Source organism: Bartonella sp. W8167, from assembly GCF_016100335.1.
Lineage (GTDB): Bacteria > Pseudomonadota > Alphaproteobacteria > Rhizobiales > Rhizobiaceae > Bartonella > Bartonella apis.
In genome coordinates this window covers 1,026,848-1,043,090 of sequence record NZ_JACFSQ010000001.1, presented here as the reverse complement: position 1 = coordinate 1,043,090, position 16,243 = coordinate 1,026,848, and the positions used below count along the sequence as shown (strand labels likewise).

The 16,243-nt window shown below is 46.6% G+C and carries 13 protein-coding genes; 10 read left to right on the top strand and 3 right to left on the bottom strand.

The window, feature by feature from the left end:
* The 6 genes from H3V12_RS04270 to H3V12_RS04245 all read left to right on the top strand — a co-directional run bounded on the left by H3V12_RS04270 (window position 1) and on the right by H3V12_RS04245 (window position 6,559).
* Entirely contained in the window at window positions 1-1,377 is a 1,377-nt protein-coding gene (locus H3V12_RS04270; protein WP_198213013.1) for a pyruvate dehydrogenase complex dihydrolipoamide acetyltransferase, read from the top strand.
* A 2-nt stretch (window positions 1,378-1,379) separates the two neighbouring features.
* Window positions 1,380-2,021, top strand: a complete 642-nt coding sequence (locus H3V12_RS04265; protein WP_198213011.1) for an SGNH/GDSL hydrolase family protein — start codon at window positions 1,380-1,382, stop codon at window positions 2,019-2,021.
* 26 nt (window positions 2,022-2,047) lie between these two features.
* A complete protein-coding gene (gene lpdA / locus H3V12_RS04260; protein WP_198213010.1) occupies window positions 2,048-3,508 on the top strand; it encodes a dihydrolipoyl dehydrogenase in 1,461 nt (486 codons plus the stop codon).
* 73 nt (window positions 3,509-3,581) lie between these two features.
* Entirely contained in the window at window positions 3,582-4,550 is a 969-nt protein-coding gene (gene lipA, locus H3V12_RS04255; RefSeq protein ID WP_198213008.1) for a lipoyl synthase, read from the top strand.
* A 3-nt stretch (window positions 4,551-4,553) separates the two neighbouring features.
* On the top strand, window positions 4,554-5,015 hold the full coding sequence (locus tag H3V12_RS04250) for a type II toxin-antitoxin system RatA family toxin (protein WP_198213006.1): 462 nt from the start codon (window positions 4,554-4,556) through the stop codon (window positions 5,013-5,015).
* Between the two features lie 191 nt (window positions 5,016-5,206).
* Entirely contained in the window at window positions 5,207-6,559 is a 1,353-nt protein-coding gene (locus H3V12_RS04245) for a ferric reductase-like transmembrane domain-containing protein (RefSeq protein ID WP_198213004.1), read from the top strand.
* A gap of 426 nt (window positions 6,560-6,985) precedes the next feature.
* Here H3V12_RS04245 and H3V12_RS04240 read toward each other — a convergent pair whose 3' ends face one another.
* The 3 genes from H3V12_RS04240 to rirA all read right to left on the bottom strand — a co-directional run bounded on the left by H3V12_RS04240 (window position 6,986) and on the right by rirA (window position 9,251).
* Entirely contained in the window at window positions 6,986-7,480 is a 495-nt protein-coding gene (locus H3V12_RS04240) for a CinA family protein (RefSeq protein ID WP_198212996.1), read from the bottom strand.
* Window positions 7,477-8,718, bottom strand: a complete 1,242-nt coding sequence (locus H3V12_RS04235) for a bifunctional 2-C-methyl-D-erythritol 4-phosphate cytidylyltransferase/2-C-methyl-D-erythritol 2,4-cyclodiphosphate synthase (protein ID WP_343211712.1) — start codon at window positions 8,716-8,718, stop codon at window positions 7,477-7,479. The genes H3V12_RS04240 and H3V12_RS04235 overlap by 4 nt, the downstream gene beginning before the upstream one ends.
* Window positions 8,719-8,792: 74 nt before the next feature.
* A complete protein-coding gene (rirA, locus tag H3V12_RS04230) occupies window positions 8,793-9,251 on the bottom strand; it encodes an iron-responsive transcriptional regulator RirA (protein ID WP_075869986.1) in 459 nt (152 codons plus the stop codon).
* 867 nt (window positions 9,252-10,118) lie between these two features.
* On the opposite strand from rirA, the gene H3V12_RS04225 reads away from it, so the two are divergent.
* The 4 genes from H3V12_RS04225 to H3V12_RS04210 are packed head-to-tail and all read left to right on the top strand — an operon-like array spanning window position 10,119 to window position 15,945.
* Window positions 10,119-12,344 (top strand): PAS domain-containing sensor histidine kinase, encoded by a 2,226-nt coding sequence (locus H3V12_RS04225; protein ID WP_246787480.1) that lies wholly within the window; start codon window positions 10,119-10,121, stop codon window positions 12,342-12,344.
* Window positions 12,345-12,358: 14 nt separating this feature from the next.
* Window positions 12,359-13,723: a sigma-54 dependent transcriptional regulator gene (locus H3V12_RS04220; protein ID WP_075869983.1), complete on the top strand. Its 1,365-nt coding sequence runs from the start codon at window positions 12,359-12,361 to the stop codon at window positions 13,721-13,723.
* 3 nt (window positions 13,724-13,726) lie between these two features.
* Complete coding sequence (gene trkA / locus H3V12_RS04215) at window positions 13,727-15,103, top strand: Trk system potassium transporter TrkA (protein ID WP_075869982.1); 1,377 nt, start codon at window positions 13,727-13,729, stop codon at window positions 15,101-15,103.
* 11 nt (window positions 15,104-15,114) lie between these two features.
* Complete coding sequence (locus H3V12_RS04210; RefSeq protein WP_198212994.1) at window positions 15,115-15,945, top strand: hypothetical protein; 831 nt, start codon at window positions 15,115-15,117, stop codon at window positions 15,943-15,945.
* Window positions 15,946-16,243 lie beyond the last annotated feature (298 nt).

Genomic DNA, 16,243 nt, shown 5'->3' with positions numbered 1-16,243 from the left:
ATGGCTATAAAAATCACGATGCCGGCGCTTTCCCCGACAATGGAAGAAGGCACTTTGTCAAAGTGGGATATCAAGGTAGGTGACAAAGTCTCACCTGGTGATACTGTTGCCGAAATTGAAACTGATAAGGCGACAATGGAAGTTGATGCCGCCGATGAAGGAACACTCGCAAAAATCGTCGTTCCGGCTGGAACGCAAGGCGTAAAAGTTAATGCTTTGATTGGTGTTCTGGCGGAAGACGGCGAAAGCCCCGAGGATGCAATAAAAGCAATCGAAGAGGAAGAAAAGAAACAAGCTTCTGCTCCGTCGACAACAGCAGCGCCTGCTGCGGCCGCAAAAACAGACGCCGCTCCCGTTCAGCCTGCTCAGGCATCTTCGGCTTTAAATCAGCCTGCCACTGTTACTTCCCAAGCGCCTGTTACAGAAAAAGGCAACCGCATATTTGCTTCACCATTGGCGCGGCGTCTGGCCAAGCAGAACGGACTTCAACTGTCGCTTATTTCAGGCACAGGTCCGCATGGTCGTATCATCAAGCGTGATATTGATAGTGCGCTTGCTAACGGTACCGGTAAGACCGCAACCAATACAACGCAGCCTGCGCAATCTGCTACACCGGCCGAAAGCTCGTCTTCAGACGAATTGACAATGAAGCTTTTCAATACCGATGAATACGAAATCGTACCTCACGACGGTATGCGAAAGACCATTGCCAAACGTCTTGTTGAATCAAAACATACAGTTCCGCATTTTTATGTAACAATTGATTGCGAGATTGATGCATTGCTGAAATTGCGTGCAGAATTGAACGCAGCAGCCCCTATGGTTAAAACAAGTGCAGGCGAAAAACCGGCCTATAAGCTTTCAGTGAATGATATGGTGATCAAAGCCACAGCATTGGCACTCAAGGCTGTGCCGGATGCCAATGTTTCCTGGCTCGATAGCGGGATGATGCGCCACAAATTCGTGGACGTGGGAGTTGCTGTTTCCATTCCGAACGGCTTGATTACTCCGATCATCAAACATGCTGAGGAAAAATCGCTTTCGACAATTTCCAATGCAATGAAAGATTTGGCAAAACGGGCGCGGGAACGCAAGTTGAAACCCGAGGAATATCAGGGCGGAACGACTGCGGTTTCCAATATGGGAATGTATGGTGTCAAGGATTTCTGCGCCATTATCAACCCTCCACATGCGACGATCTTTGCGATCGGTGCAGGTGAACAGCGCGCTGTCGTTAAAAACGGTGCCTTGGCTATTGCAACGGTCATGTCGGTGACATTATCAACCGACCATCGCGCAGTGGACGGAGCATTGGCAGCCGAACTTGCACAAGCCTTCAAAAAGTTCATTGAAAACCCGATGAGCATGCTGGTGTAATAATGTTAAAAACTGTTCTGGCTTATGGAGATTCCCTGACATGGGGATTAAATCCGATAAACCAAACACGTTATACCAACGAAATTCGTTGGCCGCGTGTGCTGGAACAGCAATTCAACGGTTCGATTGAAGTTATCGAGGAAGCATTGTGCGGCCGCACAACCTGTTTCGATGATAAAACTTCAATCGACGACCGGAATGGCGCAGCAATCCTTCCGACAGTCTTGGGGTCACGGCATCCGCTCAATCTGGTGATCATAATGCTTGGCACTAATGACTTGAAAAAATTTGTGGCGGGTTCGGCAATGGCCGCATGTCTGGGCATGAAACGGCTTGTCAATATTGTCCGTTCCTATCCCTATATGTCGCAGACCGAACCGCCGGAAATTATTATTGTTTCTCCGCCCCATCTGGCGGAGACCATCCACCCTTTAAGTGGCGAGCGTTTCAGTGGTGCTATTGGAGAATCCAAAAAGCTTTCGATTTTTTATTCGGATCTTGCTGACGAGATGGAATGTGCCTTCTTCGATGCTGCATCTGTCGCAGTCGCGTCACCGCTGGATGGTGTTCATCTTGACGAAAACAACACAAAAGCAATTGGCAAAGGGCTTCAACCATTGGTACATGTCGTTCTCGGCCTTTAGTTCTATCTTTCCCCATGGAGGAAAAATTGGCAAATTCATATGATGTTATTGTTATCGGTTCTGGCCCTGGCGGATATGTTACCGCAATTCGTTCTGCTCAATTGGGCTTCAAGACTGCAATTGTCGAACGCGAACACCTTGGTGGTATTTGTTTGAATTGGGGATGTATTCCGACAAAAGCGCTGCTTAGAACCGCAGAAATCAAACATTTTAGCGAACATGCAAAAGATTACGGCCTGAAACTCAACGGTTCGATTGATGCAGACATCAAGGATGTCGTGCAACGCTCCCGCACTGTTTCTGCCCGCCTTAACGGCGGTGTCGGCTATTTGATGAAGAAAAACAAGATCGACGTTATCTGGGGTGAAGCAAAGCTCACCAAGGCAGCTTCCGGCGCCGGTCTTGGTGAAATTGTCGTTGGCAAAATCACCAAAAAAATTATGCAGCCACAAAACCCGATTCCGAAGGGCACTTTGGGCGAGGGGACATATCAGGCAAAACATATCATTGTAGCAACCGGTGCTCGCCCACGTACATTGCCAGGTATCGAACCGGACGGGAAACTGGTTTGGACCTATTTTGAAGCGATGGTTCCTGAAACTATGCCAAAATCTATTGTCGTTATGGGGTCGGGCGCTATCGGAATTGAGTTCGCTTCCTTTTATCGTGATATGGGGGCGGAAGTCACGGTTGTGGAAATGATGCCGCAGATTATGCCAGTTGAAGATTCGGAGATTTCTGCATTTGCGCGTAAGCAATTGGAGAAAAAAGGCATCCGGATTCTTACCGAAGCAAAGGTTTCGAAAATCGAAAAAACGTCCAATTCTGTGACAGCTCACATTGATATAAATGGCAAAACCGAGACCGTTACTGCAGATCGTCTGATTTCTGCGGTAGGTGTGCAAGGCAATATAGAAAATATCGGGCTTGAAGCGTTAGGCGTGAAAACCGAACGCGGTTGTGTGGTAATTGACGAATGGGGACGCACCAACGTTCCCGGTATTTATGCTATCGGTGATGTTGCGGGTGCTCCTATGCTCGCCCATAAGGCAGAAGAAGAGGGCGTTATTTGCGTCGAGCATATTGCAGGCCTTGAAACAGCAGAACCTTTGGACAAAAGAAGGATTCCCGGTTGCACCTATTGCACACCGCAAGTTGCTTCCGTTGGATTGACCGAAGCAAAGGCGAAGGCCGCAGGCTATGACATAAGGGTCGGGCATTTTTCGTTCTCGGCAAACGGCAAGGCAATTGCCATGGGGGAGGATCAGGGAATTGTCAAAACCATATTTGACAAGAAAACCGGCCAGTTGCTTGGTGCGCACATGGTAGGAGCAGAAGTAACCGAGCTGATTGAAGGTTTTGTGGTTGCGATGAATCTTGAAACCACAGAAGAAGAGTTGATGCATACAGTCTTTCCTCATCCGACGCTTTCGGAAATGATGAAGGAAAGTGTCCTTGATGCTTATGGTCAGGTTTTGAACGCCTGACGAGCATCAAGATGTGAATTGCATTCTTGTTGCTTATACTCCATATGAGGGGAGAAAGAGCGTGAGGTACTAAATGGTTACCGTTGTTGACACTTTATCGCAGAAACGGGTCCGGCATCCGGAAAAAGCCAATCGACCGGATTCAGAGGTTTTAAAAAAGCCTGATTGGATCAGGGTGAAAGCGCCGTCATTGCGTGGGCAATATGCCGAAACCCGTCATATCGTGCGTGATAACAATCTGGTGACAGTTTGCGAAGAAGCGGGATGCCCAAATGTTGGCGAATGCTGGACTCAGAGGCACGCAAGTTTTATGATTTTGGGGGCAATATGCACTCGTGCATGTGCCTTTTGTAATGTTGCAACCGGTATACCTCTTCCTGTCGATAAGAATGAACCTGAACGCGTTGCCGATGCAGTCAAACAGATGGCGCTTAAACATGTGGTTATCACCTCTGTTGACCGTGATGACCTTCCTGATGGCGGTGCCCAACATTATGCTGATGTGATTCATGCAATCAGAAGAAAGTCACCTGGTACCACCATTGAAATCCTCACACCTGATTTCCGTCATAAAGAGGGCGCTCTTGAAACTGTGGTTGCGGCCAAGCCGGATGTATTTAACCATAATCTTGAAACTGTGCCGTCAAAATACCTGACGGTGCGTCCGGGTGCGCGCTATTTCCATTCGATCAGACTGTTGCAGCGGGTCAAGGAGCTTGACCCATCGATCTTTACAAAGTCCGGTATTATGGTCGGGCTTGGTGAAGAACGTAATGAAGTTCTTCAATTGATGGATGATTTGCGTTCGGCCGATGTTGATTTCATGACCATTGGTCAATATTTGCAGCCAACGCGTAAACATCATCCTGTTATCCGCTTTGTTACGCCGGAAGAATTCAAATCCTATGCCATTATCGGCAAAACCAAGGGTTTCCTTCATATGTCTTCAAGTCCACTAACCCGTTCGTCACACCATGCGGGTGAGGATTTTGAAGCCCTGAGAAAAGCGCGGGCGGAAAAGCTTGCCCATCAACGCGGATAAAGAATGCCGAAATTCAATACTAACCGGAAAGTTCAGCATACCGATCTTGAGATGTTCAATCTCGTTTCGGATGTTGAACGATATCCCGAATTTTTGCCAATGTGTGAATCTCTTAACGTTCGCTCAAGCGAAGAGAGAGGAAATAAAACGCTGCTTACTGCCGATATGACAGTTGGCTATAAAATGATCAGGGAAACTTTCACGACGCAGGTTCTTTTGGATAAAGAAGAGCGGCGTATTGATGTTCGCTATATTGACGGGCCATTCCGCTACCTTGAAAACCGCTGGATATTCAAGCCCCTTGAAGATGGCAAGTCATGCGAAGTCGAATTCTATATTGATTACGAGTTTAAAAGCCGGATGCTTGGCATGCTTATGGGCGCTATGTTCGATATAGCATTCAAGCGTTTTACCGAAGCGTTCGAGATGCGTGCAGACAAGATTTACGGGGCTCAACAAGCCTGAAGACGATTTAATCGCGAAGTTTGCCATCTGATTTAAAAACCATTTTGAAAGCAGTTTTAAAAATGTAGTTTTTAAACTGGACAAAAATTATAAAGTTTAATGAAATCAATATATTAAATAAGTTTAAGTTTTAATTTTATCAATTCCATTCTATTTTCTGATGAAAAACAGAAGACAGGTTATGGCTCTTGATGAGAAACTTGAAAATTTCGTATTTTGTATTCATTTTCATTTGTATCGCGGTCTGGCTGGCAACCGGCGAATTCTACGGTATCAATAATGGTTATTTTGCTTTCAGGCGAGAAGCCATCCAACTCACTGGTCTTCTTGCCTTCGTGGCAATGAGTATTGATGTGGTGATAGCCTGTCGTCTTAGATTTATAGACAATGCTTTAGGTGGGCTTGATAAAGCCTATCGACTTCATAAATGGCTGGGCATCACCGCATTGGTTACGGCTATCGCGCATTTCCTTCTTACCAAGGGTACAAAATGGGCTGTGGGATGGGGGTGGCTCGAAAAGCCTGTTCGTCATCATGTCGATATAGCCAATTTGCCTCAAAAAGTTGGTCTTGAATATGTGTTCTCGATTTGCAGGAAGAATGCCGAGGTTTTTGGGGAATGGGCCTTTTATATAGCCGTTATTCTTTGCCTTGTTGCGTTGATAAAGCTTATTCCTTATAGGTTTTTTGCTCATGTCCATACAATTCTGGCAGCGGTTTATCTTGTTCTGGTTTTTCATGCCGTTGTGTTAACGAAATTTGCCTATTGGAACGAACCATTCGGTTTGTTGGTGGGGGTTTCATCAATTTTCGGTTCTGTCGCGGCAATTACGGTTCTGCTCAAACGTTTCGGCTTTGGCCGTCACATCGCGGCGACCGTTACGGACTATGCGATTGATAAAGCCAATGATGTTGTACGCTTGACTTTAAAAGTTACCAATAAATGGGCTGGTCACAAAAGCGGCCAATTCGCATTTGTTACATTGGATAAAGGCGAAGGCGCACATCCTTTCACAATAGCTTCCCATTGGAATCCGCAAAAACCCTTTTTGACGTTTTTTGTGAAAGGTTTGGGGGACTACACTGATAAACTCGTAAAACAGAATCTAACCGGCAGGAAAGCGCGCATTGACGGGCCTTACGGAAAGTTTTGTTTTAGCGACGACAAATCACACGAACAAATATGGATTGGCGCAGGCATAGGAATTACGCCATTTCTTGCAAGACTTGACGAGTTGGCTTCATCAAAGAAAAACAATAAAGCGCAAATAGACTTTGTTTATGTTGCCCAAACGATCAGTGAAAGCGAGAAACAAAAGCTTGTCGAATTGGCGCAATCGGCTGGTGTCAGGCTGAAAATTTGGCTAACGCCTGAAGAGGGAAGGTTCAATGGTTCTTTGTTGAGGCAGCTATTTGCGAACTGGAAACAATCATCAATATGGTTTTGCGGGCCTATAAAATTCGGTGAAACGCTGGAAGATGACATGGTTAAAAGTGGCTTTGCCCGTCAGCATTTTCATCGGGAATTATTTCAACTGCGATAGGTTCAATAGCTCCAAAAGGTTGTACAATTTTATTGTTGGAAAGGTGCAACCTTGTTCAGGAACGCCTTTAAATTGGATAGTTCAAGGCCGCGCTCTTTTTTCCGATTTTAGGGCACTATCAAGATTGCCTGTATTAAATCTGAAAAACTTTAACTTATGTCAGAGGGGAGAGCGCCTAATAGCATAATGTTGCGGGTGAAAAAAATTGGCGACAAATATAGATTTCGCCAAGCTTGATTCAGAATGGTTATTTGATTTCCTCCGGTCCGGTTTAAATTCCCCGAGGAGCTTTGACCCTAACCGGTGTCCTGAAGTCAATCTCCATCGCAAACTGCGATTAAAGCTAAGGAAGGTAGTGACTTCCGTACCAGACTGAAAATCGTGCTGGCCGCTTGGTGAACTTGACATACAGTAACCATCAAAATGCTAAACCCTGTTGATCGCCTCTAAAACGAGGTCCAACGCCCGTTCAACAGTCGCATGACGGATGTTTTCGCGACCAAGATCGCCAAATCGGGCTTCAAAATGAAGTGTCGGCTTATTCGTCAAAGCAACAGCCATATGGACAAGCCCCACCGGCTTTTCTGGGCTGCCGCCACCCGGTCCCGCAACCCCTGTAACCGAAACCGCAATATCGGCACCTGAGTGTGTGACACCACCTTTGGCCATTGCGATCGCGACCTGTTTCGATACGGCACCGAAGGCCTCTATCATATCGGAAGGCACACCGACGAGCCTATTTTTTGCTTCGTTCGAATAGGTAATGAAGCCACATTCCACAACGTCGGACGAGCCTGCAATATCGGTCAGGCTACCGATGATCAAACCGCCCGTGCAGGATTCCACAGTTGCGAGTTTCAAATGGTGTAAACGGCAGGCTTCAAGAACTTTTGTTGCCTTTGCTTCAGCAATAAGTGTCATTCTGGAACACTCCCCGGATAGATAACTGTCGCAGTTGCGATCGCAGCAATCCCTTCTTTACGCCCGACAAATCCCAATTTTTCGTTGGTTGTGGCTTTGACCGAGATACGGTCGGCGGATACGCCGAGCATATCCTTAAGTTTTTCGGTCATTTCCTTGCGGTGTGGACCGACCTTGGGAGCTTCGGCTATCAACGTAATATCCACATTGGCGATGCGCCCTTTGGCTTCTTTTATAATGGAGACCGCATGACGCACAAAAATATCGGACGAGGCACCCTTCCATTTCGGGTCGGAAGGGGGAAAATGTGTACCAATATCTCCGGCACCCCGTGTGGCAAGCAATGCATCAGTCAAAGCGTGAAGAGCAACGTCGGCATCCGAATGGCCGCTCAATTTCTTTTCATAAGCTATTTTTACGCCGCAAAGCGTTACTCCGTCGCCCGGTTCGAATGGATGAACATCATATCCGTTACCGGTGCGAACATCCGGAAGTTGGAAAGAAGCGGAGGTCTGATTTTCCTGATTTGTCATAGCTTCCCTTTTCATACGCAATTCGGCAATAGCAAGATCGGCAGGCCAGGTAATTTTCATATTTTCACTGCTGCCAGTGACAAGTTTTATACCGAACCCCGCCCATTCCGCCAAGGCGCAATCGTCGGTAAAACCGGTTAATCCGAGTTTCGCGGCTTCTTCATGCAACGCTAAAATTTTTAGAAAAGGAAACGCTTGTGGCGTTTGCGCCCCGAAGAGATGATCGCGCGGAACTGTCTCGACAACGATACCATTATCATCTGCACGTTTAAGTGTATCGGAAACGGCTACAGCAGGTAAGATTCCGAAATCTTGAGACAGCGCATCATTAATCCGTTCAAGAAGCGAATGTGAAACAAAAGGCCGTGCACCGTCATGAATAAATACATATTGAGGTTTGTTGGCTTCGCCCAAAGCATTCAACGCGCGGAGACCGCAAAGGGTCGATATCTGTCGTGTGCTTCCGCCATGAACAATAGTAATATGGTTTGCCAAATCGCCAATTGCTTTATGACAAAGCATTTCGTCATCGCGATGGATGACCAATATGATGGTTGAAAAGAACCCGCTATCTAGAAATCGCTTGAGCGTGTTAAAAATGACTGCGTGACCGCCGAGCGGTCGATATTGTTTGGGGCCATTTTCGGGCGAACCAATGCGTTCACCTCTACCAGCGGCTAATATGATGGCTGCGTTGGATATGATGCGCCCCCTTCACACACGACTATGACAACAAAACATCAAATTATAACGACAATACATGAAATGAAAACCAAATATCAGTTCAATACTTTCACGTTTTCATCATGCTCATGGATACCGAGACGCTCCCTGAAGGTTGGTCGTTGCAAATCAGCTATGGAAGTTGCCTTCAACACATCGAAAAAAGCTTTTAACGCCTTGCTCAAGGTCGCATTAAGACCGCACGAATTCACCAACGGACATTCGATGGCGCCATTTTCGAAACATTCTGCCATTGCAAAATTTTCTTCAGTGACTTTCACAACGTCGGAAACAAAAATCTGGTCTGCAGGTTTGGCAAGTTTGACACCACCGTTCCTTCCGCGCACCGTCTGCATCAAGCCGGCTTCCACCAGCGGGTGGAGAATCTTGAATAAAAACAGCTCAGATACCGAATAGGCCTTAGCTATTTCCGGCACGCGGCTCAATTCGCCTTCGTTAGCTGCGCAATACATCAACATCCGGATGGCATAATTCGTCTGTTTTGTGAGCCGCATTTCCGATCCTTTCAGTTTAAAAATATCTCTCTATAATTTAGAACGATTCTTAAAAATGTGAAGATGTTTTCTTTACTTTTTTGAGAAGGTTTTACTAAAGCATAACGGAAATGACTATTCCACCCCCCACTTCGAGGGGGAATCTAATAAAACAACGTTTTTTGCTTAAGCCGCTCAATTTTAACACCTTTCCGGTGTTTAATTGGCAATGCATTCATAGAAAGGCAAAATTCGGCTCTATAACTCCTCAATCGTTCACTGAGTGTGAACAACCAGAAATCAATCCGAACGGTAATTCAAAAATAGCTTGAGGAAGATTTTGACACGTTGCGCATGTGGCATCTGCGAGCGGTTTTCCGATGCACCATTAAGTCAATTTAACAAAGAGGAATGAAAATCTCTACCCATGAAATTATGTGCAAGCGGATAAACGTTTTTTATTCCAATTTAAATCCCATATAATTATAGAAAACCTAATTCAGGCGGGAAAGTTCCGTAATTGAAGGAGAGAGGTTCAGGGCATCATCAGGCCCAAGAATTCTCAAAACAGTTTGTTCAAATCCAATATCGCACTATTAATAAAACTTCTCTAACCGGTGTGCTGAACTTCCCAAATGCTTCCATGTTATTGTTCACAAGTAGAAAAATTTGATGATGACACGTAGAGAAGTGAATTGATTTGCCAGGTCAGGAAACAATCCCGACGCTCGGGAATAAAGATATAACGGCGTGCAAAAACTCCGTTTTCAATTTTGAAAACCGAAATTTGCGTATATTTGATGGTAGTTCGATTGTTTCTGTTGCATTTTCGCCACAAAGTGTTGCATCATTGATACGACAATTGCTCGAAACGGGAAGAATCGCAAATTGGCAAAGCCTGTAGAAAAAAGCGTATATAGCGGCAAGCGGCGCAATATGCACGCATTTTTCGGTATTATGGTCATTGCCTTGGCGCTACTGACAGCGGTCGTCTCTTTCACGATCATGTTGGGCTTTACGCCGATTATACCGAGTACTTTTGTTACTCTTGTTCTCATTGGCGTAAATAGCGTTTGGGTGCTCGGGCTCATAGCAATCGCCTGTTATGAATTGATGCCGATTATTCAGGCATGGCGGGCACGGCGGGCAGCTTCGAGACTGCACGTCAGAATTATTTCACTTTTTGCGCTGGTCGCGACACTTCCCGCCGTTGTGGTTGCAATTGTTGCCGGTGTCACGCTCAATCAGGGGCTTGATCGCTGGTTCGACACAACAACTAGACAAATTGTTGCTTCGTCGATTGATCTGGCGAATGGCTACGCTGATGAAACGCTACAAAATTTGAAAAATTCTTCATACGCTATGGCATTGGCACTCGACAATAGACAATTGCTTGCTTTGAATCCGACTGAATATCGTTTGCAACTGACCCGCCATGCAGCCGGTCGTGACTTGAGAGGCGCATTTTTGTTAAGCCCCAACGGCACGGTTTTTTTGCAAAGTAATCTCGGCGGCGAGGACAAGCTTCCGATCCCGCCAGCAAACCTTATTGTTCAGGCAACAAAAGGAAGTCCTTTTACTTTCCAACCGGGTGAACATGATTATTTCGGTATTATTCTGAAGCTCAATGATATTCCGAATACGTTTCTCTATCTGGTGCGGGATGTTGACCAGCGTGTTCTATCGGCTTTGCGCCTGACCGAAGCAAATACTGCCCGTTATCACGATCTTAACGAAAATCGTATTCCGACCCAGATTGCTTTTGCAGTTCTTTATTTGTGCCTTTTTCTGAGCTTGCTGATCTCGGCTATCTGGACGGGTATTGCGGTAGCTGACCGGTTGGTCCGGCCTATACGGCTGCTGATCGGTGCCGCCGATGATGTTGCATCAGGAAATATGGATGTCGTTGTTCCTGTAAGAGCAAAAGACGGTGATGTCGGCCAGCTGTCAAGAACGTTCAATTATATGGTGAGCGAGCTTAAAAGCCAGCGCAACGAGCTTATCGCTGCGCGTGACCAGATTGACGAAAGGCGCCGGTTTTCAGAAGCTGTGCTTGCCGGTGTTAATGCCGGTGTGGCAGGAATTGACGAAAATGGCGATGTGACAACGATCAATAGGGCTGCCCAGGTGATGTTCGATCTTGATCCGGAAAAGGTTGTCGGAAAAAGTCTGATGTCGCTCAATCCGGATATCGGACAGGTGTTTGAAGTTGCGCGTTCGTCAGGACGCAAAAACCATCGGGAACAGGTCACGCTTTCTCAAGACGGGCGCAACCGCGTCTATAATGTGCAGGTCACAATGGAGGAGAACGACGGGAACGGGCAGTCATGGGTTTTGACAATTGACGATATAACCGATCTCGTTGAAGCCCAAAGATCAAGTGCATGGGCAGATGTTGCCCGCCGGATTGCACATGAAATTAAAAATCCGCTGACCCCGATACAATTATCGGCCGAACGCATACGCCGTCGTTATGGTAAAGTCATTCTGGATGATCGGGAAGTTTTCGATCAATGCATTGATACAATCATAAGGCAAGTTGGCGATATTGGCAGAATGGTAGATGAATTCTCGTCTTTCGCCCGTATGCCTAAACCGGAAATGCACCTTCTTGATATGCGTGAGCCTTTAAGAGAAGCGTTTTTTCTTGTCGAAGTTTCACGCCACGATATTAAATTCGAGCGCGATTTGGGTGACACACCTTTAATGGGCGAGTTTGATAGCCGCCTTATCGGACAAGCCTTCGGAAATGTGATAAAAAATGCGAGTGAAGCAATTGATGCCATTGCAGCCGATAAGGTTGTCAAAGGGCATATACTTGTACGCTCTTACCGCGAGGGAGATAAACTCGTTGCCGATATTATCGATAATGGCAAAGGTCTTCCCAAGGAACAGCGGCAAAAACTATTGGAACCCTATATTACGACACGGGAAAAAGGGACAGGACTCGGACTTGCGATCGTGCGTAAAATTGTTGAGGAGCATGGAGGCTATATGGAATTACATGACGCACCACTGAATTTTTACAATGGACGTGGTGCCATGATTCGTATGGTCTTTCCGGCAGCAGAAACGGAAAAATCCGGTGCTGTTAAGGTAGACGTTGAGAAATAGGACGGTTAAGTGAGATGGCTTCAGATATTTTGATTGTCGATGATGAAGCGGACATACGCGAACTTGTCGGCGGAATACTTGAGGACGAAGGGCATGAAACGCGACTTGCGGCAAATTCCGATGAAGCGCTTCAGCAAATCGAAAATCGTGTACCAAGATTGATTTTTCTCGATATCTGGTTACAGGGAAGTCGTCTGGATGGCTTGGCTTTACTCGACAAGATCAAAACGCGTTATCCGGATTTACCGGTAGTGATGATTTCCGGCCACGGGAACATCGAAACGGCTGTTTCCGCAATTAAACGCGGTGCTTATGATTTTATCGAAAAGCCTTTTAAAGCAGATCGTCTGATTTTGGTTGCCGAGCGGGCGCTTGAAACGTCGAAATTGAAGCGCGAAGTTAGTGAATTGCGCAAACAATCGACTGTTACGCCGGAATTACTCGGCAAGTCGCTTGTTATGAATCATTTACGCCAAACGATTGAAAAAGTTGCACCTACAAATAGCCGCATAATGATTACCGGCCCATCGGGGTCGGGTAAAGAGACAACAGCTCGTGCAATCCATGCTCTTTCAAATCGTGCGAACGGTCCTTTTGTGACTATTAATGCAGCAACAATTACGCCGGAACGAATGGAAATCGAACTTTTCGGAACGGAAATGGATGGTGGTGAACGCAAAGTCGGCGCTCTTGAAGAAGCCCATGGTGGCATTCTCTATATTGACGAGATCGCTGATATGCCGCGCGAGACGCAAAACAAAATTCTGCGCGTTCTGACTGACCAGACCTTCGAGCGAGTAGGCGGGAGCAAACGCGTTAAAGTCGATGTACGTGTTATCTCTTCAACCGCCCAAAATCTTGAAGGTTTGATTGCCGAAGGGCGTTTTCGCGAGGATCTCTTCCATCGTCTGGCGGTGGTGCCGATTGCTGTTCCACCGCTTGCAAGTCACCGCGAGGATATTCCGGAACTTGTCCATTATTTTATCCATCAGATATCCGAACAGGCCGGTATAAAACCGCGCGAAATCGGCGATGATACGATGGCAATCCTGCAGGCTCACAACTGGCCGGGCAACATCAGACAGTTGCGCAACAACATTGAACGGCTGTTAATTCTTGCGCGCGGTGAAGGTGGAGATGGACCGATTACTGCCGAGCTTTTGCCTGCAGAAGTCGGGGATACTTTACCGCGAGCACCCACAGATTCCGATCTACATATCATGGCTCTACCGTTGCGCGAAGCAAGGGAGCTTTTTGAAAAAGAGTATCTTGTTGCACAAATCAACCGTTTTGGCGGTAATATTTCACGCACTGCAGAGTTTGTTGGTATGGAGCGTTCAGCTCTGCACCGTAAGCTCAAATCGCTCGGGGTTTCTTAAAATATGCGCGTAATCATTTGCGGTGCCGGACAAGTCGGCTACGGAATAGCAGAACGTCTTTCCAGTGAACAACATGATGTTACGGTTATTGATATTGAACCGAAACTGATCGAAAAAGTACGCGATACGCTTGACGTTCGCGGCATTGTGGGCCACGGTGCGCGACCGGATGTGCTTCGTTCTGCAGGTGCTGACGAAGCCGATATGTTGATTGCTGTCACATTATCGGATGAAGTCAATATGGTGGCCTGTCAGGTTGCTCATGCGCTTTTCAACGTGCCGACAAAGATTGCCCGCGTTCGCGATCAGTCCTATCTCGACCCGCAATATCAGGGGCTGTTCCAACGTGATGCGTTGCCGATTGATGTGGTCATTTCGCCCGAAATCGAGGTTGGCGAAATGGTGTTGCGTCGCATTGCATTACCGGGTGCATTGGACGTTCTCTATTTCAGTTATGACGAGATTGTGGCATTGGCTCTCGAATGTATGGAAGATTGCCCTGTCATCAACACACCGCTTAGACAGCTCACCGATCTTTTTCCCGACCTTTTGACGACTGTTACAGCTGTCAAAAGAGGAAAAAAACTATTCATTGCCCATGCCGATACCGAATTGAAAGTGGGTGACATCACCTATCTTGTGGCATCACGTACACAGGTTCGCCGAGCATTGGGGTTGTTCGGTCACGATGAGCAGGCAGCCAACCGGATTATCATTGCCGGCGGTGGTCATATCGGCCTTTATGTTGCCCGTGCTATGGAAAAGCGCCAACACAAAGCTCGGTTACGCATTATAGAGGCAGATAAAGCACGCGCTCTGGCAATTACCGACCAACTTGATCGTACGGTTGTACTGAATGGCAGTGCTCTTGACCCGGCAATTTTGCAGGAAGCGAATGTCGATCAGGCCGATCTTATTGTGACATTGACCAATCAGGATCAGGTCAATGTGCTGAGCGCGATTATGGCAAAAATGTTTGGCTGCAAGTCGAACATGGTGCTTATCAACAATATGGCTTTTCAGGAATTTACCAGAACTGTAGGCATCGATTCCCATCTTAATCCACGCAGCGTTACAATTTCCAAAGTGCTTCAGCAAATGCGCAGGGGGCGCATCCGCTCTGTCTATTCTGTCTCGAATGGAGAAGCCGAAATTATCGAAGCAGAAGCAATGCAAACTTCTCCTCTGGTGGGAAAACCTTTGTCCGAACTCGAACTGCCGGAGGGTTTACGTATCGGCGCGATTTATCGTGACAATACGATGATACGCCCGAAAGGGGATACGCGTGTTCTGGCAGGCGATATGGTCGTTATATTTGCAATGGCTGATGCTGTGCGTGATGTCGAACAATTGTTTCGGGTCAGTCTGGAATATTTTTAAAGGGGTTTTTGATGGACATCTGCACTTTTTGGTATGGAGACCGGTTGCGTCCCATTGATTGGCTATGTCTTTCTTCAATGGTGAAGACCGGCCAGCATGTCAAACTCTATAGCCACGGAAACGTTATGAATGTGCCTGAAGGGGTGGAACTTTTGGAGGCGGAGCCGATATTGCCGCTCTCGACACTTTATCGAATTGACCCAGCGTTCCCAGACTTCAAGCCTATCCGCACGATTGTTCAGCTTTCCGATTTGTTTCGGGTAAGATTGATGAAAAATCGGGCAGGGGTCTGGCTTGATACCGATGTTTATCTTGTCAAACAATTCCATCCGGAAGAAGGTAAAGTGTGGCTTGCGCGCGAAAATCGTTCGCGCGTTGGTGTTTCGGCGCTTTATCTTCCGGCCGACAATCCGATCATCAAAGAATACGACGACTATCTCGAGAGCGGCAAAATGGTACCGAACTGGCTCGGTTTCCACCGTGGTATTTGGCTTCCATGGCGTCTCAAAAGACAAAAATTGCCTGTTGTCCCAGGGCGTTTGGGAATTACGGTTTTTGGCAATGATGGAATTTCGCGCCTTGCAAAAAGATATGGCTTTTTCAAAGACGCAAAGGAAAAAGAAACATTCTATTACTGGACCGGACGCGACACCGAACGCATTTTTGATCCTGCTTATGGGCTTGAGCCATTGAACGATCCGCGTTTTATCGGCTTTCATGTTCACAAGAAAGAAAGAACGGCCGATCCGATAAAAGAGGGAAGCTTTTATGATTGGGCAACAAAAAGGATTCCCGGCTTTGACGGGATTCTTACGCAAGAAAAGGTGAAAACAACGATTTAAACGATGCCGGATTGGAACTGGTTCGTGGTGTTGTGAGTTTTTCAATTCGATATTCATTCATGCGAGGGGAGGGCGTTTGATAATGCAGCTTGTCCAACCTTGCGTTTCTGTCGATTTGGTCAATGTGAATGAAATATGTGAAATCCGCCACTGTTGATGAATTTGTATTTTATCACCACCCATTCAATTTTTTCAAAATCGGATGTTTATTTTGGAAAATAACGCATTTCAGATTAGAAAGTCACGCCACCAAAAAGATTGGAAAGACTTGAAGTCACAGGACTTGAAGCACATATGG

What these genes read in the sequence shown, in the direction of transcription:
- H3V12_RS04210 (WP_198212994.1), top strand. Translation starts at nt 15,115, where the DNA reads ATGGACATCTGCACTTTTTGGTATGGAGACCGGTTGCGTCCCATTGAT.
- lipA (WP_198213008.1), top strand. Translation starts at nt 3,582, where the DNA reads ATGGTTACCGTTGTTGACACTTTATCGCAGAAACGGGTCCGGCATCCG.
- H3V12_RS04240 (WP_198212996.1), bottom strand. Translation starts at nt 7,480, where the DNA reads ATGACACTTATTGCTGAAGCAAAGGCAACAAAAGTTCTTGAAGCCTGC.
- trkA (WP_075869982.1), top strand. Translation starts at nt 13,727, where the DNA reads ATGCGCGTAATCATTTGCGGTGCCGGACAAGTCGGCTACGGAATAGCA.
- H3V12_RS04245 (WP_198213004.1), top strand. Translation starts at nt 5,207, where the DNA reads ATGAGAAACTTGAAAATTTCGTATTTTGTATTCATTTTCATTTGTATC.
- rirA (WP_075869986.1), bottom strand. Translation starts at nt 9,251, where the DNA reads ATGCGGCTCACAAAACAGACGAATTATGCCATCCGGATGTTGATGTAT.
- H3V12_RS04270 (WP_198213013.1), top strand. Translation starts at nt 1, where the DNA reads ATGGCTATAAAAATCACGATGCCGGCGCTTTCCCCGACAATGGAAGAA.
- H3V12_RS04220 (WP_075869983.1), top strand. Translation starts at nt 12,359, where the DNA reads ATGGCTTCAGATATTTTGATTGTCGATGATGAAGCGGACATACGCGAA.
- H3V12_RS04250 (WP_198213006.1), top strand. Translation starts at nt 4,554, where the DNA reads ATGCCGAAATTCAATACTAACCGGAAAGTTCAGCATACCGATCTTGAG.
- H3V12_RS04265 (WP_198213011.1), top strand. Translation starts at nt 1,380, where the DNA reads ATGTTAAAAACTGTTCTGGCTTATGGAGATTCCCTGACATGGGGATTA.